Source organism: Pseudomonas sp. ICMP22404, from assembly GCF_006227205.1.
GTDB lineage: Bacteria > Pseudomonadota > Gammaproteobacteria > Pseudomonadales > Pseudomonadaceae > Aquipseudomonas.
Genome location: NZ_VCNG01000004.1, coordinates 346,893 through 370,874, shown reverse-complemented (window position 1 = coordinate 370,874; position 23,982 = coordinate 346,893). Strand labels below are relative to the sequence as shown.

Below are 23,982 nucleotides of genomic sequence, written 5' to 3'. Positions count from 1 at the left end.
CGAGCAAGCTTTGCTCCCACAGGTCGCTCCCACAAGGGGGCTGTGTCTGTCAGTCGGTGGGGGCGGCCAGCTGTGGTGGCGGGGCAAACCCAAACGGTGCCAACGCAAACCCCTGTTCATCCACCTGTAACGCCCAACCCTGCTTGTCCCAATCCCCCAACACGATGCGCCGGGCGGCGTGTTCGCCGAGTTGCAACTTATGGATAGCGGGGCGGTGGGTGTGGCCGTGGATCAGGGTCTTCACGCCATAGTGCTGCATGATCCGCGGAATTTCCTCGGGGGTGACGTCGACGATGTCGTTGGCTTTCATCCGCACCTGGGTCGTGCTTTCGCTGCGCAGCTTGCGCGCCAGCTTCTGGCGACTGCCCAGTGGCAGGTGGCGCAGGATGAACAGCGTGACCGGGTTGCGCAGCCAGCGCCGCAGCTTCATGTAGCCTTCGTCGCGGGTGCAGAGGCTGTCGCCATGCATCAGCAGCACCGGTTCGCCATTGAATTGCACGACGCTCGGGTCCTTGATCAGGGTGCAGCCAGCCGCCTTGCAGAAGGCTTGCCCCAGCATGAAGTCGCGATTGCCATGCATCAGGAAAATGGCCGTGCCGCTGTCGCTGAGTTCGCGCAGGGCCTGGCAGATGGAACGCTGGAACGGCGTCATGGCATCGTCACCGATCCACGCTTCGAAGAAGTCGCCGAGAATGTACAACGCCTGCGCCGAGCGGGCGCGGGTGGCGAGTAAATCCAGAAACGCCCGGGTGATATCCGGGCGCTCCTCTTCCAGATGCAAATCTGAAATCAGTAGGATCACTCAATGATCTCGGCTTTCTCGATGATCACGTCATCCTTTGGAACGTCCTGGTGGCCGGCCTTGGAGGTGGTGGCAACGCCTTCGATCTTGTCGACCACGTCCTGGCCTTCGATCACTTCACCGAATACCGCATAGCCCCAGCCCTGAGCGGTCTTGGCAGTGTGGTTGAGGAAGCTGTTGTCGCTGGCATTGATGAAGAACTGGGCCGATGCCGAATGCGGATCCATGGTGCGCGCCATGGCGATGGAGTATTTCTTGTTCGGCAGGCCGTTGTCGGCTTCGTTCTGGATGCTCGGGCTCTTGTCCTTCTTTTCCTGCATGCCAGGCTCGAAACCACCGCCCTGGATCATGAAACCCTTGATCACGCGGTGGAACACCACGTTCTCGTAGTGACCCTTCTTGACGTATTCAATGAAGTTGGCAACGGTCTTTGGCGCCTTCTCGGCGTTCAGTTCCAGGACGATGTCGCCGTGGTTGGTGGTCAGTTTGACTTTGCTCATGATGACTACTCTTTCTAGGAATTCGTGGGTTTCGGGGCCCGGAAGCCCGCAACCGGTCTGGCTGCAATCGGCCAGGTTGGGCAGTTTAGCGTGCCAGGCACGAAATTCGAGGCGGTTTTTCACCCAGCGGCCGATTAAATTCAATCGTTTGCCGGCCTGGCCTGTCAGCGGCTTGACAGCATCGGCTATGATACGGGCTTTGATTTATCAGGCCGCACCCGGCCGCGCACTTGTAAGTTCAAGGATCCTATGAGCAAGCCCACTGTCGACCCTACCTCGAATTCGAAGACCGGCCCGGCCGTACCGGTCAATTTCCTGCGCCCGATCATCCAGGCGGACCTGGATTCGGGTAAGCACACACAGATCGTCACCCGTTTCCCGCCGGAGCCCAACGGCTACCTGCACATCGGCCACGCCAAGTCGATCTGCGTGAACTTCGGCCTGGCCGAGGAGTTCGGTGGCGTCACGCACCTGCGTTTCGACGACACCAACCCGGCCAAGGAAGACCAGGAATACATCGACGCGATCGAAAGCGACGTCAAGTGGCTGGGTTTCCAATGGTCCGGTGAAGTGCGCTATGCCTCGCAGTATTTCGACCAGTTGCACGACTGGGCGGTCGAGCTGATCAAGGCCGGTAAGGCCTATGTCTGCGACCTGACGCCGGAGCAGGCCAGGGAATACCGTGGCAGCCTGACCGAGCCGGGCCGGAACAGCCCGTTCCGTGATCGCAGCGTGGAGGAGAACCTGGACCTGTTCGCCCGCATGCGCGCCGGCGAGTTCCCGGATGGCGCGCGGGTGCTGCGGGCCAAGATCGACATGGCCTCGCCGAACATGAACCTGCGCGACCCGATCATGTACCGCATCCGTCACGCCCATCACCACCAGACCGGTGACAAGTGGTGCATCTACCCGAACTATGACTTCACCCACGGTCAGTCGGACGCCATCGAGGGCATCACCCACTCGATCTGCACCCTGGAGTTCGAAAGCCATCGTCCGCTGTACGAGTGGTTCCTCGAGCACCTGCCGGTGCCGGCCAACCCGCGCCAGTACGAATTCAGCCGTCTGAACCTGAACTACACCATCACCAGCAAGCGCAAGCTCAAGCAACTGGTGGATGAAAAGCACGTCAACGGCTGGGACGACCCGCGCATGTCGACGCTGTCGGGCTTCCGTCGTCGTGGCTATACGCCGAAATCGATCCGCAACTTCTGCGAGATGGTCGGCACCAACCGTTCCGACGGCGTGGTGGACTTCGGCATGCTGGAATTCAGCATCCGCGAGGACCTGGACCAGAGCGCTCCGCGTGCCATGTGCGTGCTGCGTCCGCTGAAGGTCGTCATCACCAATTACCCGGAAGGCCAGGTCGAGAACCTCGAGCTGCCTCGCCACCCGAAAGAAGACATGGGCGTGCGCGTCCTGCCGTTCGCCCGGGAAATCTACATCGACCGTGAAGACTTCATGGAAGAGCCGCCAAAAGGCTACAAGCGCCTGGAGCCGGCCGGTGAAGTGCGTTTGCGCGGCAGCTACGTGATCCGTGCCGACGAAGCCATCAAGGACGCCGACGGCAATATCGTCGAGCTGCGTTGCTCGTACGATCCCGACACCCTGGGCAAGAACCCGGAGGGTCGCAAGGTCAAGGGCGTGATCCACTGGGTGCCGGCCGCCGCCAGCGTCGAGTGCGAAGTGCGCCTGTACGATCGCCTGTTCCGCTCGCCGAACCCGGAAAAGGCCGAAGACAGCGCCAGCTTCCTGGACAACATCAACCCTGACTCCCTGCAAGTGCTTACTGGTTGTCGTGCCGAACCCTCGCTGGGCAACGCACTGCCGGAGGACCGTTTCCAGTTCGAGCGCGAAGGCTACTTCTGCGCGGATATCAAGGACTCGAAACCAGGTAGCCCGGTATTCAACCGTACCGTGACCTTGCGCGATTCCTGGGGTCAGTGATCAAGTCTTAAGGGAAACCCTGTGCTTACGATCTACAACACGCTCACCAAGAGCAAAGAAGTCTTCAAGCCGCTGGATGGCAACAAGGTGCGCATGTACGTGTGCGGCATGACCGTGTACGACTTCTGCCACCTGGGCCACGGCCGCAGCATGGTCGCCTTCGACCTGGTGACCCGCTGGCTGCGTTTCAGTGGGTATGACCTGACGTATGTACGCAACATCACCGACATCGACGACAAGATCATCAACCGTGCCAACGAGAACGGCGAGTCGTTCGAGGCGTTGACCGAGCGCATGATCGCGGCGATGCACGAGGATGAGACGCGCCTCAATATCCTCAAGCCGGACATGGAGCCGCGGGCCACCGATCATATCCCTGGCATGCATGCGATGATCCAGACCCTGATCGACAAGGGTTATGCCTACGCGCCGGGCAATGGCGACGTGTACTACCGCGTCGGCAAGTTCATGGGCTACGGCAAGCTGTCGCGCAAGAAGATCGAAGACCTGCGCATCGGCGCGCGGATCGAAGTCGGCGAGTCGAAACAGGACCCGCTGGATTTCGTACTGTGGAAAGCCGCCAAGCCGGGTGAGCCGAGCTGGGATTCGCCGTGGGGCAAGGGCCGTCCGGGCTGGCACATCGAATGCTCGGTGATGTCTACCTGCTGCCTGGGCGAGACCTTCGATATTCATGGCGGCGGCAGCGACCTGGAGTTCCCGCACCACGAAAACGAGATCGCCCAGAGCGAAGCAGCCACCGGCAAGACCTACGCCAACGCGTGGATGCATTGCGGCATGATCCGGATCAACGGCGAGAAGATGTCCAAGTCCTTGAACAACTTCTTCACCATCCGCGACGTGCTCGACAAGTACCACCCCGAGGTCGTGCGTTACCTGCTGGTGTCGAGTCACTACCGCAGCGCCATCAACTACTCGGAAGACAACCTCAAGGACGCCAAGGGCGCCCTGGAGCGTTTCTACCATGCGTTGAAAGGCCTGCCGAACGTGCCGGCCGCCGGTGGCGAGGCATTCGTGGCGCGGTTTACCGAGGTGATGAACGACGACTTCGGTACGCCGGAAGCGTGCGCGGTGCTGTTCGAGATGGTGCGCGAGATCAACCGCTTGCGTGAGAGCGATCTCAATGCAGCGGCGGGCCTGGCGGCACGCTTGAAGGAACTGGCCAGCGTGCTGGGTGTGTTGCAGCTCGAGGCAGACGACTTCCTCCAGGCCGGTGCCGAAGGCCGTGTGGACGCTGCCGAGGTCGAGGCATTGATCCAGGCGCGCCTGAACGCGCGGGCCAACAAGGACTGGGCCGAATCCGACCGCATCCGCGACCAGCTCACCGCCATGGGCGTAGTGCTGGAAGACGGGAAGGGCGGGACAACCTGGCGCTTGGCTGACTAAGGCCTTCATGTGGGAGCGAGCAGGCTCGCTCCCACATTGTTCCGGGTGAACCCGGCCCCCATGTACATCCCCGATCTCTGTGGGAGCGAGCCTGCTCGCGATAGCGTCAGATCAATCACCACCTTCGTTGAGTGCTGAACCGCTATCGCGAGCAAGCTCGCTCCCACAATTTTTTGTGTCCAGCCTTCCGATCTTTTTTTTATGAGCTAGTACTGTCAGGTCGATTCGACGTTCTCTCTGACGGGTACCTTCCATGTTGGCTCATTGGTCTCTCGCGGCAATTCATCTCCTGGCGTTCGCCCTCGGCTTGTGGGCAGTGCTCACGCGCGGTACGGCGCTGCGACGCTTGGCCGGTGGTGCGGATGCGGTTCGAAACGTATTGATGGCGGATACCGTGTGGGGCCTGTCGGCCCTGGTCCTGCTGGTGACCGGCGGGATGCGCGCTTTCGGCGGCTATGAGAAAGGCACGGACTATTACCTGCATCAACCCTTGTTTCATCTGAAGATGACCTTGCTCCTGTTGATCCTGCTGCTTGAACTCGTGCCGATGATCACCTTGATCAAATGGCGGGTGGCGCTGGGCAAAGGGACAACGGTCGACGCTTCAAAAGCCGGCCGGTTGGTCCGGATCAGTCACATCGAAGCCTTGCTGATGGTATTGATGGTGGTCGCCGCCACTGGCATGGCCCGGGGCGTGAGCATGAGCTGACTGGCACGAACACCCGCTTCATCACCATTAAAACGAAACGTCCGACAGCCATGCTACGAGTCATGGCATTAATATCGGTGTCACGGGGTGGACGCAGAAGCAGGGGCGGGGTGACGCGGGGGGAGGCACGGACGGCCCGAATCTTTAGCCAGCCAATGCGATGATGCAAACGGGCTGGCTACGGACTGCTGCAAGGCTCAGGGAGTTTGCGGCTTGTCGGGGGCAGTGAGGCCCGCCTGAATGCGCTGATAGATCTCTTCGCGATGCACGGCGACGTTTTTCGGGGCATTGATGCCGATACGGACCTGTTGGCCGCTAACGCCCAGAATGGTGATCGTGATGTCGTCACCAATGTTTATGCTTTCACCGACTTTGCGGGTGAGTATCAGCATGGTGTTCTCCTTGATTACTTTATTAGGGCACCTGATTCAGACAGTGCAGATGTCGGTACTGCTTATAGATTAGTGCTAAGTGGCACAATGTGGGTGCCTCTTTCTGACGTGCAGATGCAGCATTAATTCCCAGGGTGCGACTATACAGAGAGACCGGGCAGGATTCTCGTGTTTTGCGTACTGTTTGCGGGGTTCTTGGTGGATGTGAGTGCTAAAATCTTTCCCTCATGTCTTCCAGAGGAAACGTTGTGCGCAAATTGGCTTGGGTTATCGCGGTGTTGATGCTGGCGGGATGCGGTGAGGGGCGTGAGGTCGAAGCACCGAAGCCGAAGCCATTCGCGTCTTCCGCACCGGCAGTCGCTGCTGCGCCGCAATGGGGGGTCGAGGTTCGGGGCGAGACGCCGCAGGCTATCAGCGACCTGACCGGATGGCTGATCGAGCATAGCTTCATGTCGAGCGTGGTCAGGGAAAATGGCAAGGAGCGGGTCCTGGTCGGACCGTTCAGCTCCAAGGCCGAGGCCGAGGCCAAGCATGAGCAGGTCACTGCAGCTCTGGTTCGGGCCAAGAAGCGTAACATCGAGACGCAGGTGGTGGATTTCCCGACGGCTCAATGATCGGATAGAACAAACCTGTGGGAGCGAGCCTGCTCGCGATAGCGGTGAATCAGTCGATGCTGAAGTGACTGACATACCGCTATCGCGAGCAGGCTCGCTCCCACAGTTGCTTTGTGCTGTTCACAAATACAGGTCAGCCGCAGGCTTTCAGGTCCACCGGGCCCACGAACTCGTTACCACGCCCCATGACGCAGGCCACGCTCTGGTTGCGTTGGCGTTCCCAGCTTTCCACCGGGTAGGTCTTGTCCCAGGCTTCGTACAGGCGCCGATCCTGTTTCGACAGTTGCAGGCCATATTGCTTGCTCATGTAGAAATACGTTCGGGCGATCATTCCTCGTATGGACGGCCGTGGCATGACTTTCTTCGCCTTGAAATCCACCTGGGTCAGGCATGAGCCGTATTGGCCCTTTTGCACCGGCAGCCAGCCGAAGCTGAAGTTGTTCCGATCACCGTTCACTTCCCCGATGCTGGGCACCAGGTTGTGAAGATCGGCTTCGGCCCGTTGATAGACCGGGTCGTAGCGGGTGCAGTTCTTGCGCCCGCCTTGTTGCCAGCACTGGCGCTGATGACCGATCTGCCACGCCGGAACGATATGTTCCCATTCGATACGGGCGGCGCGACTGGCGTTCTTGCGCGGTACATAACCGCAAGCCGCCAGGTTGACGCGATTGCCGGTGTACTTGCAGCCGCAATAGAACTCGGTGGATTGCGGGGCGTAGAGTTTCCAGGCGACTTTCTTGGCTTCGTTGAAGGTACGAGGGGCCCCGGCCTGGGCGCCTGTGGCGATGAGCACAAGCAGTAAAGCAACACAGCGGACTTTCATCGGACTCAATCTTCCTTCGGCACAACCCAGAAAACCTGCACACCACCATCGTCGCGATAGGCGAGGGTCACGTTGTCGTTCTCGTCGATTTCTTCCAGCAGGCGCTCCCATTCCTCCATGGGTTCGTCGGGAAGGCGAAAGATCAGGGCTGCCTTGGCTTTTTGTGCGGTGGGGGCGTTGATGATTTTCGAGACCCGCAGGCCGAGTTTTGTATAGGAATCTAAGGGGGTAGTTGCAGCGGAGGGCGTGGCCACAGGATTATCCTTATTAAGCTGTACGTGCATACAGTATTTAACCGTAGGCATTTACGCAACTGCTTAAAATTCAAGAAAATCGTCTGACAGCGCTTTTGACGTTTTGGTGTGGGAAAAAATGATTATTTATCGCTAAGACTGAAAAGCTGACAGCGGTAACTTCAGGTACGCTGTCCAGCTCGATGGGTTCGAAGCGGTGGCGTGATCACTAGACCCTGTGAACGCAACCGCAACGTTGACAAATCCCCAAAGCCTTACCATAGTTCACTTCACGCAAACGTTTGCGCGGCGTTCCGTGCACTGATTTGCTCACAATAATCATAAGATCGGAGTGAACCCATGAAGTTGCCATTCGCTGGACGCCTTCTCGCTGTCGCCATGCTCGCGGCCGCATCCACTGCGTTGCCGTTCTCCTCGGCATTCGCCCAGACCGCCGAAAAACCCAAGGTCGCCCTGGTCATGAAATCCCTGGCCAACGAATTCTTCCTGACCATGGAAGACGGCGCCAAGGCCTATCAGAAGGAACACTCCGCCGATTTCGACCTGATCTCCAACGGGATCAAGGATGAAACCGACACAGCCAACCAGATCCGCATCGTCGAGCAGATGATCGTGTCCAAGGTCGACGCCCTCATCATCGCGCCCGCCGATTCCAAGGCCATGGTGCCGGTGATCAAGAAAGCCGTCGACGCCGGTATCACGGTGATCAACATCGACAACCAACTCGACCCCGCCGTGGTCAAGAGCAAGAACATCAACGTGCCGTTCGTAGGCCCCGACAACCGCAAGGGGGCGCGCCTGGTCGGTGAATACCTCGCCAAGCAGCTCAAGGCCGGTGACGAGGTCGGCATCATCGAAGGTGTGTCCACCACCACCAACGCCCAGGCGCGGACCGCAGGCTTCAAGGATGCAATGGAGGCGGCGCAGGTCAAGGTCGTTTCCCTGCAATCGGGCGACTGGGAAATCAACAAGGGCAACCAGGTGGCCGCGTCGATGCTCAGCGAATACCCGAACATCAAGGCGTTGCTGGCCGGTAACGACAGCATGGCGGTGGGCGCAGTGTCCGCGGTGCGTGCCGCCGGCAAGGCAGGCAAGGTGCAGGTGGTCGGTTACGATAACATCAACGCCATCAAACCCATGCTCAAGGACGGTCGTGTCCTGGCGACCGCCGACCAGTTTGCCGCCAAGCAGGCGGTCTTCGGTATCGAGACGGCCCTTAAGATCCTCAAGGGCGAGAAAGTCGACAGCGGTGCCAACGGTGTGATCGAAACGCCGGTCGAGCTGGTTACGAAGTAATCGTCCTGGCGATGTAGTGGTGCTCGCCCATTCGGGCGAGCACATGGAGAGTCTTTATGTCCGTTTCCGACCCGAACGCTGTCCTGACTGTCAGTGGCATCGGTAAAACCTATGCCCAGCCAGTACTGACCGACATCGACCTGACGTTGATGCGTGGTGAGGTATTGGCACTGACCGGTGAAAATGGCGCCGGTAAAAGTACCCTGTCCAAGATCATCGGTGGGTTGGTGACACCGACGACCGGGCAGATGCAATTCCAGGGACAGGATTATCGCCCCGGCAGCCGTACCCAGGCCGAAGAGCTGGGCGTGCGGATGGTCATGCAGGAACTCAACCTGCTGCCGACCCTGTCCGTGGCTGAGAACCTGTTCCTCGACAACCTGCCCAGTCGTGCCGGCTGGATCAGCCGCAAGCAGTTGCGCAAGGCCGCGATGACAGCCATGGCGCAGGTAGGGCTCGATGCAATCGATCCCGACACCCTGGTCGGCGAGCTGGGCATCGGTCACCAGCAGATGGTCGAGATCGCCCGCAACCTGATTGGCGATTGCCATGTGCTGATTCTCGACGAGCCGACCGCCATGCTGACGGCGCGGGAGGTCGAGATGCTGTTCGAACAGATCACCCGCCTGCAGGCTCGGGGCGTTTCGATCATTTATATTTCCCATCGCCTCGAAGAGCTGGCACGGGTCGCCCAGCGCATTGCGGTGCTGCGCGACGGTAATCTGGTCTGCGTCGAGCCGATGGCCAATTACAACAGCGAGCAGTTGGTGACGCTGATGGTCGGTCGGGAGCTGGGCGAGCACATCGACCTGGGTCCGCGGCAGATCGGCGCGCCGGCACTGACCGTCAAGGGCCTGAGTCGCTCCGACAAGGTTCGCGATGTGTCCTTCGAAGTCCGCAGTGGCGAGATATTCGGCATCTCCGGCCTGATCGGGGCAGGGCGTACCGAACTGCTGCGGCTGATCTTCGGCGCCGATGCGGCCGACAGCGGGACCGTGGCGTTGGGTTCACCGGCCACCGTCGCCAATATCCGCTCGCCGGCCGATGCGGTGGCCCATGGCATTGCCTTGATCACCGAGGACCGCAAGGGCGAGGGCTTGTTGTTGACCCAATCCATTGCCGCCAACATCGCCTTGGGTAACATGCCGGAGATTTCCAGTGCCGGTATCGTCAACGGCAGCGACGAACTGTCCCTGGCCCGGCGGCAGATCGATGCCATGCGCATCCGCAGTTCCAGCCCGACACAGCTGGTGTCTGAATTGTCGGGTGGCAATCAGCAAAAGGTGGTGATCGGTCGCTGGCTCGAACGCGATTGTTCGGTGCTGTTGTTCGACGAACCCACCCGTGGTATCGACGTCGGCGCGAAATTCGACATCTATGCGTTGCTTGGCGAATTGACCCGCCAGGGCAAGGCGCTGGTCGTGGTGTCCAGCGATCTGCGGGAGCTGATGCTGATCTGTGACCGGATCGGCGTGCTGTCCGCCGGACGCCTGATCGACACCTTCGAGCGCGACAGCTGGACCCAGGATGACTTGCTTGCCGCCGCATTCGCCGGCTACCAGAAACGTGACGCGTTGCTCAACGAAGCGGCGCCTAGGGAATTTTCATGAAAACCGCATCTGCCGTCAGCAAGCCGAGTGGCAACTTCTATGGCCTCGGCACCTACCTGGGCCTGGCCGGCGCGCTGCTGGCCATGGTCGCGCTGTTCTCGGTCCTGAGCAGCCACTTCCTTTCCTATGACACGTTCAGCACCCTGGCGAACCAGATTCCCGACCTCATGGTGCTGGCGGTCGGCATGACGTTCATCCTGATCATCGGCGGCATCGACCTGTCGGTGGGCTCGGTGCTGGCGCTGGCGGCCTCGACGGTCAGCGTCGCCGTGCTCGGTTGGGGCTGGAGCGTCTGGCCCTCGGCCTTGCTGGGCATGGCCGTGGCGGCGCTGGCGGGGACCGTCACCGGTTCGATTACCGTGGCCTGGCGGATTCCATCGTTCATCGTCTCCCTGGGCGTGCTGGAGATGGCCCGCGGCCTCGCGTACCAGATGACCGGGTCCCGGACGGCTTATATCGGCGACTCCTTCGCCTGGTTGTCCAACCCGATTGCGTTCGGTATTTCACCGTCCTTCATCATTGCCTTGCTGGTGATCTTCATTGCCCAGGCCGTTCTGACCCGTACGGTGTTCGGTCGCTACCTGATCGGCATCGGCACCAACGAAGAAGCGGTGCGCCTGGCCGGTATCAATCCGAAGCCTTACAAGATCCTGGTATTCAGCCTGATGGGCTTGCTGGCCGGTGTGGCGGCGCTGTTCCAGATTTCCCGTCTGGAGGCAGCGGACCCGAATGCGGGTTCCGGGCTCGAGCTGCAGGTCATTGCCGCCGTGGTGATCGGTGGTACCAGTCTGATGGGCGGGCGCGGTTCGGTCATCAGTACCTTCTTTGGCGTGTTGATCATCTCCGTGCTGGCGGCGGGCCTGGCGCAGATCGGCGCGACCGAGCCGACCAAGCGCATCATTACCGGTGCGGTGATCGTGGTCGCGGTGGTGCTGGACACCTACCGCAGCCAACGCGCCAGCCGGCGGTCCTGAGCCATGGCGACGATCAAGGATGTAGCGGCGCTCGCGGGGATTTCCTATACGACGGTGTCCCATGTCGTAAACAAGACCCGGCCGGTCAGCGAAGAGGTGCGGCTCAAGGTCGAGGCGGCGATCAAGCGCCTCGACTATGTTCCCAGCGCGGTAGCCCGTTCCCTCAAGGCCAAGACCACGGCGACCATTGGCCTGCTGGTGCCCAACAGCCTCAACCCTTACTTTGCCGAACTGGCCCGGGGGATCGAGGATTACTGCGAGCGCAACGGTTATTGCGTGATCCTGTGCAACTCCGACGACAACCCGGACAAGCAGCGCAGTTACCTGCGGGTGCTGCTGGAAAAACGCATTGATGGCCTGATCGTCGCTTCCGCCGGTGGCGACGCCGGCCTGGCTCAGGGACTGGCCGGCGTGCGCACGCCCATGGTCATCGTCGACCGTGGGCTGGACGGCGTCGATGCGGACCTGGTGCGCATCGATCACGAATATGGCGCGTACCTGGCGACCCGGCACCTGCTGGAGTTGGGGCACCACGATATCGCCTTTATCGGCGGGCCGGCGGACACCAGCGTGGCGCAGATGCGCCTGGCCGGTTACTGCCGTGCGCTGAAAGAGGCGGGGATCGAACTGCCCGTCGAGCGTATGCTCGAAAGCGATTTCACCAGCACGGGCGGTTACCGCGCCGCAGCCGAGTTGCTTGAACGCCAGCCACCCAGCGCGATTTTTGCGGCCAACGACATGATTGGCATCGGTGTGCTGCGAGCCGCCGCCGAGCGCAATGTGCGGGTGCCCAGCGAACTGTCGGTCATCGGTTTCGACGATATCCAGATGAGCCGCTATGTCTATCCGGCGCTGACCACGGTGGGGCAATCGATCCTGCAACTTGGCGAAATGGCGGCGGAAGTGTTGTTGCGGCGGATCGCCACGCCCGGGCTTGCCACTGATCAACGGATCGTGACGCCCAGCATTGTCTTGCGAGAGTCGACTGCGCCGCTGTCCGGCGCATTCGCCCAGTACCGCTGAACCGAATGGATGAGTAGTGACGTATGTCTGCAAAAGTAGTGGTAATTGGCAGCCTGAACATGGACCTGGTGACGCGCGCGCCGCGTCTGCCCCGGGGCGGTGAAACGCTGATCGGCGAGTCGTTCTCCACCATTGCGGGGGGCAAGGGCGCCAACCAGGCGGTGGCTGCCGCGCGCCTCGGCGCGCAAGTGTCCATGGTCGGGTGCGTGGGCAGTGATGCCTATGGCCAGGAGTTGCGAGGCGCGCTGCTGGCCGAGGGCATCGATTGCCAGGCGGTCAGCGTCGTGGAGGGGGCCAGCGGCGTGGCGCTGATCGTGGTCGATGACAACAGCCAGAATGCGATTGTCATCGTCGCGGGTGCCAATGGTGCCCTCACGCCTGAGGTCCTGGACGGTTTCGACCAGGCGCTACAGGACGCCGATGTCATCATCTGCCAGCTCGAAGTGCCCGACGCCACGGTCGGCCATGCACTCAAGCGCGGCCGCGAGCTGGGCAAGATCGTCATTCTCAACCCGGCACCGGCTTCCCGTGCGCTTCCAGCCGACTGGTACGCGTGTGTCGACTACCTGATTCCCAATGAAAGCGAAGCGGCCATGCTGAGCGGGCTGGCGGTGGACTCCCTGGAAACCGCCGAAGCGGCCGCGGCGCAGTTGATCGCCGCCGGCGCCGGCAAGGTGGTCGTGACGCTGGGCGCCCAAGGGCTGATGTTCGCCAATGGCTCTAGCTTCGAACACTTCCCGGCGCCGCGGGTCAAGGCTGTGGACACCACGGCGGCGGGGGATACCTTTGTCGGTGGCTTTGCGGCGGCCCTGGCCAATGGAAAAACCGAAGTCGAGGCGATTCGTTTCGGTCAGGTCGCCGCGGCGCTGTCGGTCACCCGTGTCGGGGCCCAGCCCTCCATCCCCACATTGCTGGAAGTACAGGCTTTCCAATCATGAAAAAGACACCCTTGTTGAATGTGGCCCTCTCACGACTGATCGCCTCCCTCGGTCATGGCGATAAGGTGGTCATTGGTGATGCCGGGCTGCCGGTCCCTCCCGGGGTCGAGTTAATCGACCTGGCCCTGACCCACGGCATTCCCGATTTCGTCAGTACCCTGAAAGTGGTGCTCAGCGAAATGCAGGTGGAAAGCCATGTGTTGGCGACTGAAATCTTCGATAAGCAACCCTCGGCCCTGTCGACGCTGGAATCGTTGCAGGCCGAAGGTGCAATGGGGGCACGGGAGTTGGTCAGTCATGAGCAATTCAAGGTCCTCAGCCGACAAGCTCGGGCGATTGTTCGTACAGGAGAATGCTCTCCGTACTGCAACGTTGTACTGATTGCTGGAGTCACCTTCTAAAACCCCGCACAAGGAGTGCACCATGCACCGCTATGCTCAGAAAATGCATCAACTGTTCCGGAGTCTGCTGCTGTTGTCACTGATCACCGCTACGAGCGCCCAGGCGGCGGAAAAAATCGATCTGATCATCGACACCGATCCCGGGGCCGACGACGTGGTCGCCTTGTTGTTTGCCCTGGCATCCCCCGAAGAATTGCAGATCCGTGCGCTGACCACCGTTGCGGGCAACGTGCGCCTGGACAAGACCTCCCGCAACGCTCGTCTGGCCCGGGAATGGGCAGGGCGCGAAGACGTGCCGGTGTACGCCGGAGCGCCGAAGCCGATGATGCGCACCCCTATCTACGCGGAAAACATCCATGGCAAGGAAGGCCTGTCGGGTGTCACCGTCCATGAGCCGAAAAAAGGGCTGGCCAAGGGCAACGCCGTCAACTACCTGATCGACACCCTCAAGACGGCCAAACCCCACAGCATCACCATTGCCATGCTCGGTCCGCAGACCAACCTGGCCCTGGCGCTGATCCAGGAGCCGGACATCGTCCAGGGCATCAAGGAAGTGGTGGTCATGGGTGGCGCGCACTTCAATGGCGGCAACATCACGCCGGTGGCCGAATTCAATCTGTTCGCCGACCCGCAGGCCGCCGAGGTGGTCGCCAAAAGCGGTGTGAAGCTGACCTACCTGCCGCTGGACGTGACCCACAAGATCCTCACCAGTGAAGCTCGCCTCAAGCAGATCGCGGCCGTGAACAACAATGCCAGCAAGCTGGTGGGCGATATCCTCAACGAATACGTCAAGGGCGATATGGAGCACTACGGCATGTCGGGCGGGCCGGTGCATGACGCGACGGTGATTGCCTACCTGCTCAAGCCGCAGCTGTTCACCGGTCGCTCGGTCAATGTCGTGGTGGACAGCCGCGAGGGACCGACCTTCGGGCAGACCATCGTGGACTGGTACGACGGCCTGAAGGCGCCCAAGAATGCATTCTGGGTGGAAAACGGCGATGCCCAGGGCTTCTTTGACCTGTTGACCGAGCGTCTGGCGCGTCTCAAGTAATCCGCCTCAAGCACAAGACCCGTGGGCGCGAGCCGCTCGCGATAGGATTTTCAGTCGACAATAATGTTGGCTGGTCCGCCGCCATCGCGAGCAAGCTCGGCTCCCACCGGTTCCTGGTGTCGCCTCACTTCACGGCATCGATGGCGCTCGGGTAGCGTTCGAATGCTTGCTGGATGAAGTTCCGGGCCACCTCCGTGCCCAATTCCTTCACCAACAGCTCTATACCAATGATTGCCAGTTCCTCGGGGCTGCCAGGGCTATAGGAGCTGTGGCCCTCCGACCATTTGGCATTGATGGTGGCTTCGATGCTGATGATGCTCATGGCAGGACTCGCGGGTTGAGAGGTCTGTAGGTTGAGTTAACCACTTTTGCCCAGGGTTTGGCACTGCGACTTAGGCATCGGGTAAGGGCTGTGCGACACTTGTTTCTTTAATTGTTCAAGGAGTTCGCCGTGCAGATCGATTTGAACGCGCCTGACGGGCTGACCCTCGACGCCGTTCGCCAGTTGCTGGCATCGGCCAGCGACGACGAACACACGCAATTGCGCGTGACCAAGGGCGGTATCGCCTATCTGTCTTCGGGTGTGGTGGGGGGGACCGACATCGATGGCTTGCTGTTTCGGCTCGAAACGTGGGCAAAGGGGTCGGGATATGTCGGACGGGTCGCTGCCAGTGACGAGGTCTGGGTCATGCAGATCTACAATGCCCTGAAAGACAATTGGCCGAATCCACCTTTCGACTACATTGACGTTTATTGAGTGTCGAACATATTCAGTCACGATTCATGTCTGACCGGAGGTGTCGGCTCAGGCAAACTGCCGGTTTTCCAGGTGGGAGCGCTAGAGCGGCCCTTCCGTTGAAACCAAACTTCGTTTGGGTTGTCGCACGCTCTCTGTTTATTGATCAAAGAAAGGAGGCTTCATGCCTTGGAAGCTCGCGTCATTGGGTATTTTGCTGGCCGCCGGGTTCTTGCACGGTTGCAGCAGCGCTGAATCGTCCCCTGATCCGGTTGCCGCCGAGACCCATTACGACCGCTGCGAAGCAAAGGCCGCCGAATTTGCCATCGGCAAACAGGCCTCGCCGCAATTGCTGGAACAGGCCCGCACCCGGTCCGGCGCGCAGATTGCCCGGATCCTCAAGCCCAACGACATGGTGACGCTTGAGTACCGCTCCGATCGCCTGAATCTCAATACCGATGCCAACCTGGTGGTCAATCGGGTGAACTGCGGCTGAGCCGCCGTTTTCAACCGCTCATAAAAAACCCCGTCACATGGACGGGGTTTTTTTAGCGCGCCGAGAAATTACTCTGGGCGAACTTGTGCAGCTTGCATACCCTTTTGGCCTTTCTCAGCCACGAAGGAAACGGTTTGGCCTTCTTTCAGGCTTTTGAAACCGTCGCTTTCGATAGCTTTGAAGTGTACGAACAGGTCGTCACCGCCACCTTGAGGAGTGATGAAGCCGAAGCCTTTTTCATCGTTGAACCATTTAACGGTGCCGGTTTGGCGATTAGACATGGTGTATCTCCAAGAAACATATATTTTCAGTAGTGCTGTGCTGCTCAGGCCAACTGGGCACACCTGGGTATCATAGTCGAAATGTTCGATTTGGGAGCCCCCCGGACGTGCTGTTTGCCGAACAGTCGTCTTTTCTTTACTGCCTTGACCCGCTGAAAGCCCCGGTTTTAAAGGCTTTCAGCCAAGTGTAAAGGCGATAAAAAAAGCTGTAAAACCTGCAAAATTCGTCTGAAAAAAGGCAAATTCGGAGTTTTTCATGGGCTCAAGGCGGTCTTCAAAGGCCTGTTTGCTCATTTTTTCTTCGAGGGATCAGCCTTGCATTTGGCGATCTGTCCGAGCGCCTTCTGCTGCAATTCCACGGGTGCCTTGTTGTCCATCAGGGCCTGGATGTCGGCGGCCGGGTAGGATTTGATCGCATCGGCGCCACAGGCGCAGTGGGACTTGGCTGCTGCCGCGCCGATCTGAGGTGTGGCCGCCTGAGTGCACTGGGCCATGTATTTCTCACGCTCGCCCTTTGGCCAATCGGCGTGGGCGGTCAGCGGGAGTAGCAGGGCGAAGGGGGCGACTGCTGCCAATAACGTGTTCAGACGCATGCTGGGATGCTCCTTTTGGGTCGATGTCTTGTTATCAGAGGTATTGCGGGGCGTTTCAGTTCAGCACTCTGGCATAAAAAACAGGGGTTTACGCTTGGTGCGAGCAGGGCCTGTGGGAGCAAAGCTTGCTCGCGATAGTAGGGCGGGCCTGAAACATTGTGGTCGGCTGTTATACCTGATCGCGAGCAAGCTTTGCTCCCACAGGCTGCAATTCGAGCACGGCGATGACCGTTCATCTGTGCTAGCATGCCGGGCTCGGGTATTTTCAGGCACCGGATGACGACAGGTCCCGGCAGCGGCAAATGTTCGAATAACCCTGATTTGAATCCCAGTCACTCTGGTTCGGTTTCCCGGTTGGCCGCAAGGCTCCTGCCGCTGTAAGGCAGGCGTTCATGATTGAATGGCCTGGACTGGATCTTGTACTGGCTCATCCCAACCCACGTGACCTTTGGTAGGGGTCACCACTAGGAGAGGAGGCGCCATGCCAACTATTACTCTTCCCGACGGCAGTCAACGTTCATTCGATCATCCGGTATCCGTAGCCGAGGTCGCCGCATCCATCGGTGCTGGCCTGGCCAAGGCCACCCTGGCCGGCAAGGTCAACGGCAAACTGGTCGATGCCAGTGATGTCATCGACAGCGACGCCACGCTGCAAATCATCACCCCCAAGGATGAAGAGGGACTGGAGATCATTCGTCACTCTTGCGCGCACCTGGTCGGCCATGCGGTCAAGCAGTTGTACCCGAGCGCGAAGATGGTCATCGGGCCGGTCATCGACGAAGGCTTCTATTACGACATCGCCTTCGAGCGTCCTTTTACCCCGGACGACATGGCCGCCATCGAACAGCGCATGCAGCAGCTGATCGAGAAAGATTACGACGTCATCAAGAAAGTCACCCCGCGCGCCGAAGTCATTGAAGTCTTCAAGGCCCGTGGCGAGGACTACAAGCTGCGTCTGGTGGAAGACATGCCGGACGAGCAGGCCATGGGCCTGTACTACCACGAAGAATACGTCGACATGTGCCGCGGTCCGCACGTGCCGAACACCCGTTTCCTGAAGTCCTTCAAGCTGACCAAGCTGTCCGGTGCCTACTGGCGTGGCGACGCGAAGAACGAGCAGTTGCAGCGCGTCTACGGCACTGCCTGGGCTGACAAGAAGCAATTGGCGGCCTACATCCAGCGCATCGAGGAAGCCGAGAAGCGCGATCACCGCAAGATCGGCAAGCGCCTGGGCCTGTTCCATACCCAGGAAGAGTCCCCGGGCATGGTGTTCTGGCACCCTAACGGTTGGACGATGTACCAGGTGCTCGAGCAGTACATGCGTCAGGTCCAGCGTGAAAACGGCTACCTGGAGATCAAGACGCCGCAAGTGGTGGACCGCAGCCTGTGGGAGAAATCCGGGCACTGGGCCAACTACGCGGACAACATGTTCACCACCCAGTCGGAAAACCGCGACTACGCCATCAAGCCGATGAACTGCCCATGCCACGTGCAGGTGTTCAACCAGGGCCTGAAAAGCTACCGCGAGCTGCCAATGCGTCTGGCCGAGTTCGGTGCGTGCCATCGTAACGAGCCGTCGGGTGCGTTGCACGGCATCATGCGCGTGCGTGCATTTACCCAGGACGATGCGCACATCTTCTGCACCGAAGAGCAGATGCAGGCTGAATCCGCTGCGTTCATCAAGCTGACCATGGACGTCTACCGCGACTTCGGCTTCACCGAAGTCGAGATGAAGCTGTCCACTCGTCCGGAAAAACGCGTGGGCTCCGACGAGCTATGGGATCGCGCCGAAGCCGCATTGGCGGCCGCCCTCGATAGCGCGGGCCTTGCATACGACCTGCAACCGGGGGAAGGGGCTTTCTACGGTCCGAAGATCGAATTCTCCCTGAAAGATTGTCTGGGTCGCGTCTGGCAATGTGGTACCTTGCAGCTCGATTTCAACCTGCCGATCCGTCTGGGCGCCGAATACGTGTCCGAAGACAACAGTCGCAAGCACCCGGTCATGCTTCACCGTGCGATCCTCGGTTCCTTCGAGCGTTTCGTCGGGATCCTGATCGAGCATTACGAGGGCGCGTTCCCTGCGTGGCTGGCGCCGACCCAGGCAGTGATCATGAATATCACTGATAAACAGGCAGATTTTGCCGCTGAGGTCGAAAAAACTCTCAACCAAAGCGGATTTCGTGCCAAGTCTGACTTGAGAAATGAAAAGATCGGCTTTAAAATCCGCGAGCATACTTTGCTCAAGGTTCCCTTTCTCTTGGTTATTGGAGATCGGGAGGTCGAGATGCAGACTGTCGCTGTGCGTACTCGTGAAGGTGCTGACCTGGGCTCGATGCCCGTCGCCGAATTCGCCGAGTTCCTCGCGCAAGCGGTTTCCCGGCGTGGTCGCCCAGATTCGGAGTAATTATTATTAAGCGTGAAATGAGACAAGATAAACGAGCTGCACCGAAGGCCCCGATCAACGAGAATATCTCGGCACGCGAGGTTCGGTTAATTGGCGCTGACGGCGAGCAGATTGGCATCGTCTCGATTGATGAAGCGCTTCGTATTGCTGAAGAAGCCAAGCTTGATCTGGTGGAAATTTCCGCAGACGCAGTTCCACCCGTTTGCCGGGTGATGGACTACGGCAAGTCGATCTTCGAGAAGAAGAAACAGATTGCTGCGGCGAAGAAAAACCAGAAGCAGATTCAGGTAAAAGAAATCAAGTTTCGTCCAGGGACGGAGGAAGGGGATTACCAGGTAAAACTGCGCAACCTGGTACGTTTCCTGAGTGACGGGGACAGGGCCAAGGTATCCTTGCGATTCCGCGGCCGTGAGATGGCCCACCAGGAGCTGGGGATGGAACTCCTCAAGCGGGTTGAACAAGACCTGCTCGAGTACGGTTCGGTCGAACAGCATCCTAAGATGGAAGGACGCCAGCTAATCATGGTCATCGCCCCGAAAAAGAAGAAGTAATCACCAGGGCACGGCAGGCCTTGCGATTATGTTTATCAACTGAATGCGGAGTATCCGAACATGCCAAAGATGAAAACCAAAAGTGGTGCTGCTAAGCGGTTTCTGAAAACTGCTAACGGCATCAAGCACAAGCACGCTTTCAAGAGCCACATCCTGACCAAAATGTCGACCAAGCGTAAGCGTCAACTGCGCGGTAGCAGCTTGCTGCATCCGTCTGACGTGGCAAAAGTCGAGCGCATGCTGCGCCTTCGTTAATTTTTGGATCAAGAATAGAGGAAGTAACTCATGGCTCGTGTAAAGCGTGGCGTCATTGCCCGTAAGCGTCACAAGAAAATTATGAAACTTGCTAAAGGCTACTACGGTGCGCGTTCCCGCGTATTCCGTGTTGCCAAGCAAGCCGTAATCAAGGCAGGCCAATACGCCTACCGTGACCGTCGTCAGAAAAAACGTCAGTTCCGCGCTCTGTGGATCGCTCGTATCAATGCTGGTGCTCGTACCAACGGTCTGTCCTACAGCCGTTTGATCGCTGGCCTGAAAAAGGCGTCCATCGAGATCGACCGTAAGGTTCTGGCTGATCTGGCAGTGAACGAAAAAGCGGCGTTTGCTGCGATTGTCGAGAAAGCTAAAGCCACCTTGGCTTAAGTACCCCCGGCAGTCACCGGGGTCCACCTCTGTGGGCCCAGGTGTTAAACGTCATAAATAGGGGAAGAGCCTTAAAGCTCTTCCCCTATTTTGTATCTGGAGTCTGTACATGGAAAACCTGGATGCGCTGGTCTCTCAAGCACTAGAGGCTGTGCAAAGCGCTGAAGATATCAATGCCCTGGAGCAAATCCGGGTTCACTACCTTGGCAAGAAGGGCGAGTTGACTCAGGTGATGAAGACCCTGGGGAACCTGCCGGCCGAAGAGCGTCCGCAGGTCGGTGCGCTGATCAACGTCGCCAAGGAACGTGTCACAGAAGTCCTCAATGCGCGCAAGGCGTTGTTCGAGGAGGCGGATCTGGCTGCCAAGCTCGCCGCCGAGTCTATCGACGTGACCCTGCCTGGCCGTGGCCAGACCTCCGGTGGCCTGCACCCGGTGACCCGGACCCTGGAACGCGTCGAGCAGTTCTTCACCCGGATCGGCTATGGCATTGCCGAGGGCCCTGAGGTCGAAGACGACTACCACAACTTCGAAGCGCTCAACATCCCAGGCCATCACCCGGCCCGGTCGATGCACGATACCTTCTATTTCAACGCGAACATGCTGTTGCGCACCCATACCTCGCCGGTACAGGTCCGCACCATGGAATCGAAAAAGCCGCCGATCCGCATCGTCTGCCCAGGCCGTGTGTACCGTAGCGACTCGGATATCACCCACTCGCCGATGTTCCACCAGGTCGAAGGCCTGCTGGTCGATCGCGACATCAATTTCGCCGACCTCAAAGGCACCATCGAAGAGTTCCTGCGGGTGTTCTTCGAGAAAGAGCTGGCCGTGCGTTTCCGCCCTTCGTACTTCCCATTCACCGAGCCATCGGCTGAAGTCGACATGGAATGCGTGATGTGCAGCGGCAAGGGCTGCCGGGTCTGCAAGCAGACTGGCTGGCTGGAAGTCATGGGCTGCGGCATGGTTCACCCGAACGTGCTGCGTATGTCCGGGATCGATCCGGAAGAGTTCTCGGGGTTTGCTTTCGGCATGGGCGTCGAGCGTCTGGCCATGCTGCGTTACGGTGTGAATGACTTGCGCCTGTTCTTCGACAACGACTTGCGGTTCCTTGCGCAATTTCGCTAGGTCGCGGTCCGTAACGAATCTATTAGGAGAGCAGGATGAAATTCAGTGAACAATGGCTGCGCGGCTGGGTTAGCCCGCAGGTAAGCCGGGACGAGCTGGTTGCTCGCCTGTCGATGGCAGGTCTTGAGGTCGATAGCGTGACGCCGGCCGCCGGTGAATTCAGCGGCGTGGTAGTGGGCGAGGTGCTGAGCACCGAACAACACCCGGACGCTGACAAATTGCGGGTTTGCCAGGTCAGCAATGGCGGGGAAACCTTTCAGGTGGTCTGCGGCGCGCCAAACGTGCGCCCGGGCCTGAAGATCCCGTTTGCGATGATCGGTGCCGAGCTGCCGGGCGACTTCAAGATCAAGAAGGCCAAGCTGCGTGGCGTCGAGTCCAACGGCATGTTGTGCTCCCAGGCCGAACTGCAGATCGGCGAAGGCAACGATGGCCTGATGGAACTCCCGGCCGATGCGCCGGTGGGCCAGGACATCCGTGAATACCTGGGCCTGGACGATGCCAGCATTGAGGTCGACCTGACGCCGAACCGTGGCGACTGCCTGTCCCTGGCCGGTCTGGCCCGGGAAGTGGGCGCCTTGTACGACACCCCGGTGACTCGCCCGACAGTCGCGCCGGTTCCGGCAGCGCATGACGAAGTGCGTTCGGTCGAGGTCCTGGCACCCACAGCGTGCCCGCGTTACCTGGGCCGTGTGATCCGTAACGTCGACCTGTCGAAGCCGACGCCGTTGTGGATGGTCGAGCGCCTGCGCCGCGCCGACGTGCGCAGCATCGACGCTGCCGTCGACATCACCAACTACGTGATGCTGGAGCTGGGTCAACCCCTGCACGCGTTCGATCTCGCCGAAATCAACGGCGGCGTCCGCGTGCGCATGGCCGAGGAAGGCGAGAAGCTGGTCCTGCTCGACGGCCAGGAAGTCACTCTGCGCAGCGATACCCTGGTGATCGCCGACCACTCCCGCGCCCTGGCCATTGCCGGCGTGATGGGCGGCGAGCACAGCGGCGTATCCACGTCGACTCGGGACGTATTCCTCGAAAGCGCGTTCTTCGATCAGATCGCCGTCGCTGGCAAGGCCCGCTCCTACGGTCTGCACACCGATGCCTCGCACCGCTACGAGCGCGGCGTGGACTGGCAACTGGCCCGTGAAGCCATGGAGCGCGCCACCGGCCTGCTGCTGGAAATCACCGGTGGCGAAGCCGGCCCGATCATCGAAACCGTCAGCGAACAGCACCTGCCCAAGATCGCACCGGTCACCCTGCGTGCCCAACGCATTTCCCAGATGCTGGGCATGGACATGGACGCCGCCGAAGTCGAGCGTCTACTCAGCGCCCTGGGCCTGAATGTCAGTGCCGATGGAGCAGGGCAGTGGCGCGTCGAAGTGCCAAGTCATCGTTTTGACATCAGCCTGGAAGTCGACCTGATCGAAGAGCTGGCCCGCCTGTACGGCTACAACCGTCTACCGGTTCGCTACCCGCAGGCTCGCCTGGCCCCACAGGCCAAGGCTGAAGCCCGCAGCGACCTGCCGGAGCTGCGCCGCCTGCTGGTGGCTCGTGGGTATCAGGAAGCGATTACCTACAGCTTCATCGATCCGCGCCAGTCCGAACTGTTCAACCCGGGTGTCGAGCCGCTGTTGCTGGCCAATCCGATCTCCAACGACATGGCGGCCATGCGCTCGTCCCTGTGGCCAGGCCTGGTCAAGTCGCTGCAACACAACCTGAACCGTCAGCAGGACCGCGTGCGCCTGTTCGAAAGCGGCCTGCGCTTCGTTGGCCAACTGGACGGCTTGAAGCAGGAGCCGATGCTCGCCGGCGTCGTCTGCGGCAGCCGCCTGCCGGAAGGCTGGGCGCAAGGTCGCGATGTCGTCGACTTCTTTGACGTCAAGGCTGACGTGGAAGCGGTACTCGGCTTCGCCGGTGCCCTTGACGCATTCACCTTCGTGCCGGGCAAGCATCCAGCCCTGCATCCGGGTCAGACCGCGCGCATCGAGCGAGACGGGCGTGAAGTCGGCTATGTCGGCGCCATCCACCCTGAACTGTCGAAAACCCTGGGCCTCGATCGTCCAGTGTTCGTCTTCGAGCTGGTTCTGGCCGAAGTGGCACTGGGGAAAATGCCGAAATTCCAGGAGTTATCGCGCTTTCCTGAAGTGCGCCGTGACCTGGCGTTGCTGGCTGACCGCGACGTTGCATCCAGTGCTGTGCTGGACGTAATCCGTGAAAATGCAGGCGAATGGCTGACGGACCTCAGGCTATTTGACGTGTATCAGGGTAAAGGCATTGATCCGCATAGAAAAAGCCTTGCAGTCGGCTTGACCTGGCAGCATCCATCGCGCACTCTTAATGACGATGAGGTGAATACCGCAACGCAGAATATCCTCACCTCGCTCGAAAACAGGTTGAACGCCACGTTAAGGAAGTGAC

General features: G+C 59.8%; 27 protein-coding genes. 19 read left to right on the top strand and 8 right to left on the bottom strand.

What is annotated here, in order from left to right; translation table 11 throughout:
- Window positions 1-49: 49 nt before the first annotated feature.
- On the bottom strand, window positions 50-802 hold the full coding sequence (locus FGE05_RS09900; protein ID WP_024781008.1) for a UDP-2,3-diacylglucosamine diphosphatase: 753 nt from the start codon (window positions 800-802) through the stop codon (window positions 50-52).
- Window positions 799-1,302 carry a peptidylprolyl isomerase gene (locus FGE05_RS09895; protein WP_024781009.1) on the bottom strand — a complete coding sequence of 168 codons (504 nt, stop codon included), beginning with the start codon at window positions 1,300-1,302 and terminating at the stop codon, window positions 799-801. The genes FGE05_RS09900 and FGE05_RS09895 overlap by 4 nt, the downstream gene beginning before the upstream one ends.
- A gap of 249 nt (window positions 1,303-1,551) precedes the next feature.
- On the opposite strand from FGE05_RS09895, the gene FGE05_RS09890 reads away from it, so the two are divergent.
- The 3 genes from FGE05_RS09890 (at window position 1,552) to FGE05_RS09880 (ending at window position 5,362) form a co-directional block, all read left to right on the top strand.
- Entirely contained in the window at window positions 1,552-3,249 is a 1,698-nt protein-coding gene (locus FGE05_RS09890; protein ID WP_139644424.1) for a glutamine--tRNA ligase/YqeY domain fusion protein, read from the top strand.
- 21 nt (window positions 3,250-3,270) lie between these two features.
- Window positions 3,271-4,653: a cysteine--tRNA ligase gene (gene cysS / locus FGE05_RS09885; protein WP_139644421.1), complete on the top strand. Its 1,383-nt coding sequence runs from the start codon at window positions 3,271-3,273 to the stop codon at window positions 4,651-4,653.
- Window positions 4,654-4,906: 253 nt separating this feature from the next.
- Window positions 4,907-5,362 (top strand): DUF2214 family protein, encoded by a 456-nt coding sequence (locus FGE05_RS09880; protein WP_139644419.1) that lies wholly within the window; start codon window positions 4,907-4,909, stop codon window positions 5,360-5,362.
- Between the two features lie 197 nt (window positions 5,363-5,559).
- Here the strand turns inward: FGE05_RS09880 and csrA are convergent, their stop codons facing one another.
- Entirely contained in the window at window positions 5,560-5,754 is a 195-nt protein-coding gene (gene csrA, locus FGE05_RS09875; protein WP_003179932.1) for a carbon storage regulator CsrA, read from the bottom strand.
- Window positions 5,755-6,002: 248 nt separating this feature from the next.
- On the opposite strand from csrA, the gene FGE05_RS09870 reads away from it, so the two are divergent.
- The gene (locus tag FGE05_RS09870; RefSeq protein WP_139644417.1) at window positions 6,003-6,368 is read left to right on the top strand and encodes an SPOR domain-containing protein; all 366 of its coding nucleotides are present in this window, start codon (window positions 6,003-6,005) and stop codon (window positions 6,366-6,368) included.
- A 133-nt stretch (window positions 6,369-6,501) separates the two neighbouring features.
- On the opposite strand, the gene FGE05_RS09865 is transcribed toward FGE05_RS09870, so the two are convergent.
- Both FGE05_RS09865 and FGE05_RS09860 read right to left on the bottom strand, forming a co-directional pair.
- Complete coding sequence (locus FGE05_RS09865) at window positions 6,502-7,191, bottom strand: endonuclease (RefSeq protein ID WP_047700657.1); 690 nt, start codon at window positions 7,189-7,191, stop codon at window positions 6,502-6,504.
- Window positions 7,192-7,196: 5 nt separating this feature from the next.
- Window positions 7,197-7,496, bottom strand: coding sequence for a DUF1654 domain-containing protein (locus FGE05_RS09860; RefSeq protein WP_052126365.1), 300 nt, complete (start codon window positions 7,494-7,496; stop codon window positions 7,197-7,199).
- 288 nt (window positions 7,497-7,784) lie between these two features.
- On the opposite strand from FGE05_RS09860, the gene FGE05_RS09855 reads away from it, so the two are divergent.
- Genes FGE05_RS09855 through FGE05_RS09825 form a run of 7 tightly spaced genes read left to right on the top strand, consistent with a single transcriptional unit; the run spans window position 7,785 to window position 14,738 of the window.
- A complete protein-coding gene (locus tag FGE05_RS09855; protein ID WP_041024379.1) occupies window positions 7,785-8,741 on the top strand; it encodes a sugar ABC transporter substrate-binding protein in 957 nt (318 codons plus the stop codon).
- A gap of 56 nt (window positions 8,742-8,797) precedes the next feature.
- On the top strand, window positions 8,798-10,351 hold the full coding sequence (locus FGE05_RS09850) for a sugar ABC transporter ATP-binding protein (RefSeq protein WP_139644415.1): 1,554 nt from the start codon (window positions 8,798-8,800) through the stop codon (window positions 10,349-10,351).
- Window positions 10,348-11,325, top strand: a complete 978-nt coding sequence (locus FGE05_RS09845) for an ABC transporter permease (RefSeq protein WP_041024377.1) — start codon at window positions 10,348-10,350, stop codon at window positions 11,323-11,325. Before FGE05_RS09850 ends, FGE05_RS09845 begins: the two co-directional genes overlap by 4 nt.
- A 3-nt stretch (window positions 11,326-11,328) precedes the next feature.
- On the top strand, window positions 11,329-12,348 hold the full coding sequence (locus tag FGE05_RS09840; protein ID WP_139644413.1) for a LacI family DNA-binding transcriptional regulator: 1,020 nt from the start codon (window positions 11,329-11,331) through the stop codon (window positions 12,346-12,348).
- A 23-nt stretch (window positions 12,349-12,371) separates the two neighbouring features.
- On the top strand, window positions 12,372-13,286 hold the full coding sequence (gene rbsK / locus FGE05_RS09835) for a ribokinase (RefSeq protein WP_139644411.1): 915 nt from the start codon (window positions 12,372-12,374) through the stop codon (window positions 13,284-13,286).
- Window positions 13,283-13,687: a D-ribose pyranase gene (rbsD, locus tag FGE05_RS09830; protein WP_139644409.1), complete on the top strand. Its 405-nt coding sequence runs from the start codon at window positions 13,283-13,285 to the stop codon at window positions 13,685-13,687. Before rbsK ends, rbsD begins: the two co-directional genes overlap by 4 nt.
- A gap of 22 nt (window positions 13,688-13,709) precedes the next feature.
- Window positions 13,710-14,738, top strand: coding sequence for a nucleoside hydrolase (locus FGE05_RS09825; RefSeq protein ID WP_139644407.1), 1,029 nt, complete (start codon window positions 13,710-13,712; stop codon window positions 14,736-14,738).
- A 124-nt stretch (window positions 14,739-14,862) separates the two neighbouring features.
- On the opposite strand, the gene FGE05_RS09820 is transcribed toward FGE05_RS09825, so the two are convergent.
- Window positions 14,863-15,060: a hypothetical protein gene (locus tag FGE05_RS09820; RefSeq protein WP_139644405.1), complete on the bottom strand. Its 198-nt coding sequence runs from the start codon at window positions 15,058-15,060 to the stop codon at window positions 14,863-14,865.
- 129 nt (window positions 15,061-15,189) lie between these two features.
- On the opposite strand from FGE05_RS09820, the gene FGE05_RS09815 reads away from it, so the two are divergent.
- Together FGE05_RS09815 and FGE05_RS09810 are read left to right on the top strand one after the other, a co-directional pair.
- Complete coding sequence (locus FGE05_RS09815; protein ID WP_139644403.1) at window positions 15,190-15,495, top strand: hypothetical protein; 306 nt, start codon at window positions 15,190-15,192, stop codon at window positions 15,493-15,495.
- Window positions 15,496-15,658: 163 nt separating this feature from the next.
- Complete coding sequence (locus FGE05_RS09810) at window positions 15,659-15,970, top strand: I78 family peptidase inhibitor (RefSeq protein WP_139644401.1); 312 nt, start codon at window positions 15,659-15,661, stop codon at window positions 15,968-15,970.
- 68 nt (window positions 15,971-16,038) lie between these two features.
- On the opposite strand, the gene FGE05_RS09805 is transcribed toward FGE05_RS09810, so the two are convergent.
- Window positions 16,039-16,251, bottom strand: coding sequence for a cold-shock protein (locus tag FGE05_RS09805; protein ID WP_003179963.1), 213 nt, complete (start codon window positions 16,249-16,251; stop codon window positions 16,039-16,041).
- 290 nt (window positions 16,252-16,541) lie between these two features.
- On the bottom strand, window positions 16,542-16,844 hold the full coding sequence (locus tag FGE05_RS09800; protein WP_139644399.1) for a hypothetical protein: 303 nt from the start codon (window positions 16,842-16,844) through the stop codon (window positions 16,542-16,544).
- A 481-nt stretch (window positions 16,845-17,325) separates the two neighbouring features.
- Here FGE05_RS09800 and thrS point away from each other — a divergent pair, with 481 nt between their 5' ends.
- The 6 genes from thrS (at window position 17,326) to pheT (ending at window position 23,981) form a co-directional block, all read left to right on the top strand.
- Complete coding sequence (thrS, locus tag FGE05_RS09795) at window positions 17,326-19,248, top strand: threonine--tRNA ligase (RefSeq protein ID WP_024779373.1); 1,923 nt, start codon at window positions 17,326-17,328, stop codon at window positions 19,246-19,248.
- Window positions 19,248-19,799: a translation initiation factor IF-3 gene (gene infC / locus FGE05_RS09790; RefSeq protein WP_169432615.1), complete on the top strand. Its 552-nt coding sequence runs from the start codon at window positions 19,248-19,250 to the stop codon at window positions 19,797-19,799. Before thrS ends, infC begins: the two co-directional genes overlap by 1 nt.
- A gap of 60 nt (window positions 19,800-19,859) precedes the next feature.
- Entirely contained in the window at window positions 19,860-20,054 is a 195-nt protein-coding gene (rpmI, locus tag FGE05_RS09785; protein ID WP_002553160.1) for a 50S ribosomal protein L35, read from the top strand.
- A gap of 30 nt (window positions 20,055-20,084) precedes the next feature.
- Window positions 20,085-20,441: a 50S ribosomal protein L20 gene (rplT, locus tag FGE05_RS09780; RefSeq protein ID WP_024779372.1), complete on the top strand. Its 357-nt coding sequence runs from the start codon at window positions 20,085-20,087 to the stop codon at window positions 20,439-20,441.
- A 109-nt stretch (window positions 20,442-20,550) separates the two neighbouring features.
- Window positions 20,551-21,567 (top strand): phenylalanine--tRNA ligase subunit alpha, encoded by a 1,017-nt coding sequence (gene pheS, locus FGE05_RS09775; RefSeq protein ID WP_139644397.1) that lies wholly within the window; start codon window positions 20,551-20,553, stop codon window positions 21,565-21,567.
- Window positions 21,568-21,602: 35 nt separating this feature from the next.
- The gene (pheT, locus tag FGE05_RS09770; RefSeq protein ID WP_139644395.1) at window positions 21,603-23,981 is read left to right on the top strand and encodes a phenylalanine--tRNA ligase subunit beta; all 2,379 of its coding nucleotides are present in this window, start codon (window positions 21,603-21,605) and stop codon (window positions 23,979-23,981) included.
- Window position 23,982 lies beyond the last annotated feature (1 nt).

What these genes read in the sequence shown, in the direction of transcription:
- FGE05_RS09805 (WP_003179963.1), bottom strand. Translation starts at nt 16,251, where the DNA reads ATGTCTAATCGCCAAACCGGCACCGTTAAATGGTTCAACGATGAAAAA.
- FGE05_RS09895 (WP_024781009.1), bottom strand. Translation starts at nt 1,302, where the DNA reads ATGAGCAAAGTCAAACTGACCACCAACCACGGCGACATCGTCCTGGAA.
- FGE05_RS09865 (WP_047700657.1), bottom strand. Translation starts at nt 7,191, where the DNA reads ATGAAAGTCCGCTGTGTTGCTTTACTGCTTGTGCTCATCGCCACAGGC.
- FGE05_RS09860 (WP_052126365.1), bottom strand. Translation starts at nt 7,496, where the DNA reads ATGCCTACGGTTAAATACTGTATGCACGTACAGCTTAATAAGGATAAT.
- FGE05_RS09820 (WP_139644405.1), bottom strand. Translation starts at nt 15,060, where the DNA reads ATGAGCATCATCAGCATCGAAGCCACCATCAATGCCAAATGGTCGGAG.
- FGE05_RS09810 (WP_139644401.1), top strand. Translation starts at nt 15,659, where the DNA reads ATGCCTTGGAAGCTCGCGTCATTGGGTATTTTGCTGGCCGCCGGGTTC.
- rplT (WP_024779372.1), top strand. Translation starts at nt 20,085, where the DNA reads ATGGCTCGTGTAAAGCGTGGCGTCATTGCCCGTAAGCGTCACAAGAAA.
- pheS (WP_139644397.1), top strand. Translation starts at nt 20,551, where the DNA reads ATGGAAAACCTGGATGCGCTGGTCTCTCAAGCACTAGAGGCTGTGCAA.
- rbsK (WP_139644411.1), top strand. Translation starts at nt 12,372, where the DNA reads ATGTCTGCAAAAGTAGTGGTAATTGGCAGCCTGAACATGGACCTGGTG.
- FGE05_RS09825 (WP_139644407.1), top strand. Translation starts at nt 13,710, where the DNA reads ATGCACCGCTATGCTCAGAAAATGCATCAACTGTTCCGGAGTCTGCTG.
- pheT (WP_139644395.1), top strand. Translation starts at nt 21,603, where the DNA reads ATGAAATTCAGTGAACAATGGCTGCGCGGCTGGGTTAGCCCGCAGGTA.
- FGE05_RS09880 (WP_139644419.1), top strand. Translation starts at nt 4,907, where the DNA reads ATGTTGGCTCATTGGTCTCTCGCGGCAATTCATCTCCTGGCGTTCGCC.
- FGE05_RS09845 (WP_041024377.1), top strand. Translation starts at nt 10,348, where the DNA reads ATGAAAACCGCATCTGCCGTCAGCAAGCCGAGTGGCAACTTCTATGGC.
- rpmI (WP_002553160.1), top strand. Translation starts at nt 19,860, where the DNA reads ATGCCAAAGATGAAAACCAAAAGTGGTGCTGCTAAGCGGTTTCTGAAA.
- FGE05_RS09890 (WP_139644424.1), top strand. Translation starts at nt 1,552, where the DNA reads ATGAGCAAGCCCACTGTCGACCCTACCTCGAATTCGAAGACCGGCCCG.
- FGE05_RS09850 (WP_139644415.1), top strand. Translation starts at nt 8,798, where the DNA reads ATGTCCGTTTCCGACCCGAACGCTGTCCTGACTGTCAGTGGCATCGGT.
- FGE05_RS09800 (WP_139644399.1), bottom strand. Translation starts at nt 16,844, where the DNA reads ATGCGTCTGAACACGTTATTGGCAGCAGTCGCCCCCTTCGCCCTGCTA.
- rbsD (WP_139644409.1), top strand. Translation starts at nt 13,283, where the DNA reads ATGAAAAAGACACCCTTGTTGAATGTGGCCCTCTCACGACTGATCGCC.
- FGE05_RS09855 (WP_041024379.1), top strand. Translation starts at nt 7,785, where the DNA reads ATGAAGTTGCCATTCGCTGGACGCCTTCTCGCTGTCGCCATGCTCGCG.
- csrA (WP_003179932.1), bottom strand. Translation starts at nt 5,754, where the DNA reads ATGCTGATACTCACCCGCAAAGTCGGTGAAAGCATAAACATTGGTGAC.
- FGE05_RS09840 (WP_139644413.1), top strand. Translation starts at nt 11,329, where the DNA reads ATGGCGACGATCAAGGATGTAGCGGCGCTCGCGGGGATTTCCTATACG.
- thrS (WP_024779373.1), top strand. Translation starts at nt 17,326, where the DNA reads ATGCCAACTATTACTCTTCCCGACGGCAGTCAACGTTCATTCGATCAT.